Origin of the sequence: Gilvimarinus gilvus (genome assembly GCF_030518155.1) — a bacterium.
In the GTDB taxonomy this organism is placed as follows: Bacteria; Pseudomonadota; Gammaproteobacteria; order Pseudomonadales; family Cellvibrionaceae; genus Gilvimarinus; species Gilvimarinus gilvus.
This window is the reverse complement of the sequence record NZ_JAULRU010000314.1, coordinates 1-1,156: the sequence shown is the minus strand read 5'-3', so window position 1 is coordinate 1,156 and position 1,156 is coordinate 1. Positions and strand designations below refer to the sequence as shown.

The window sequence follows — 1,156 nt, the reverse complement described above, 5'->3', positions numbered from 1 at the left end:
GCAGCTCAATGAGAGGTCGAACCAGCTGGCGCATTATCTAGTTGCAGAACGAGGTGTTGAGCCTGACACGTTGGTTGGGTTGTGCGTTGAGCGCTCTGTCGAGATGGTGATTGGCCTTTTGGGAATTATTAAGGCCGGAGGAGCCTATGTGCCGATTGATCCGGACTACCCGTCATCGCGCATAGCATACATGTTGCAGGACGCGAGTCTGGGTGCGGTTCTGACACACTCGTCCTTACTAGAGCGCACAGGGATCAGTCAAGCGCAGGCCTTACTGTTTGATGATGTGTTATTTCGGGATCAGTTGGCCGGGCAAAGCATAAGTAACTTACCGGCTCAGGGGTTGGGTCTTACGTCCTCTCACCTTGCGTATGTGATCTATACCTCAGGTTCTACCGGAACGCCTAAAGGTGTGATGGTTGAGCATATCAGTGTAAATGCGCTTATATTCGGTGATATTAAACCCTTGGTGGGTAAGAGTCCTCCGATAATTCTACAGCATTCCCCAATATCATTTGATGCTTCCACGTTTGAAGTTTGGGGGAGCATGCTAACGGGAGGAGTATGTGTTCTAGCGCCCTCAGGGGCACTTGACTTTGCAACTTTGAAAAAGCTTATAGAAAGTCATCAAATCAATACTATATGGTTTACTGCTGCCCTCTTTCACGATGTGGTAGATCATGCCGACGATATTTTTAACGGTGTTAATTACGTGCTGTCGGGTGGAGATGTTGTCAACCCGGAGAAGATAAAAAAGCTTCTAGATGATTATCATCATTTAACATTTATAAACGGATATGGGCCAACAGAAAATACTACTTTTACTACTATGTGTCTATCGACACGCGGTAATAGCCTACCAAATTCTATAGGCGCTCCACTTGCTAACAACTTTGTTTACGTTGTTGACGGTAGCAACGAGCTTTTGCCAATTGGATCGGCAGGCGAGTTGTGTATAGGTGGCCCGGGGTTGGCTCGTGGCTACTTAAATCAGCACGAATTAACGACCGAGAAGTTTATTGAGAATCCATTTTATGATTCATCGGATCCTTCCAGCAGTCAACGGTTGTATAAGACCGGGGATCTAGTTCGATGGAGAGAGGATGGTAATCTCGAGTACTTAGGAAGAATTGACCATCAGGTAAAGATTCGAGGG

At 46.5% G+C, this 1,156-nt stretch carries 1 protein-coding gene; it reads left to right on the top strand.

Annotated features, from left to right (window positions below):
- A partial coding sequence (locus QWI17_RS05010; RefSeq protein ID WP_302721409.1) for a non-ribosomal peptide synthetase occupies positions 1–1,156 on the top strand: 1,156 nt, incomplete at both ends.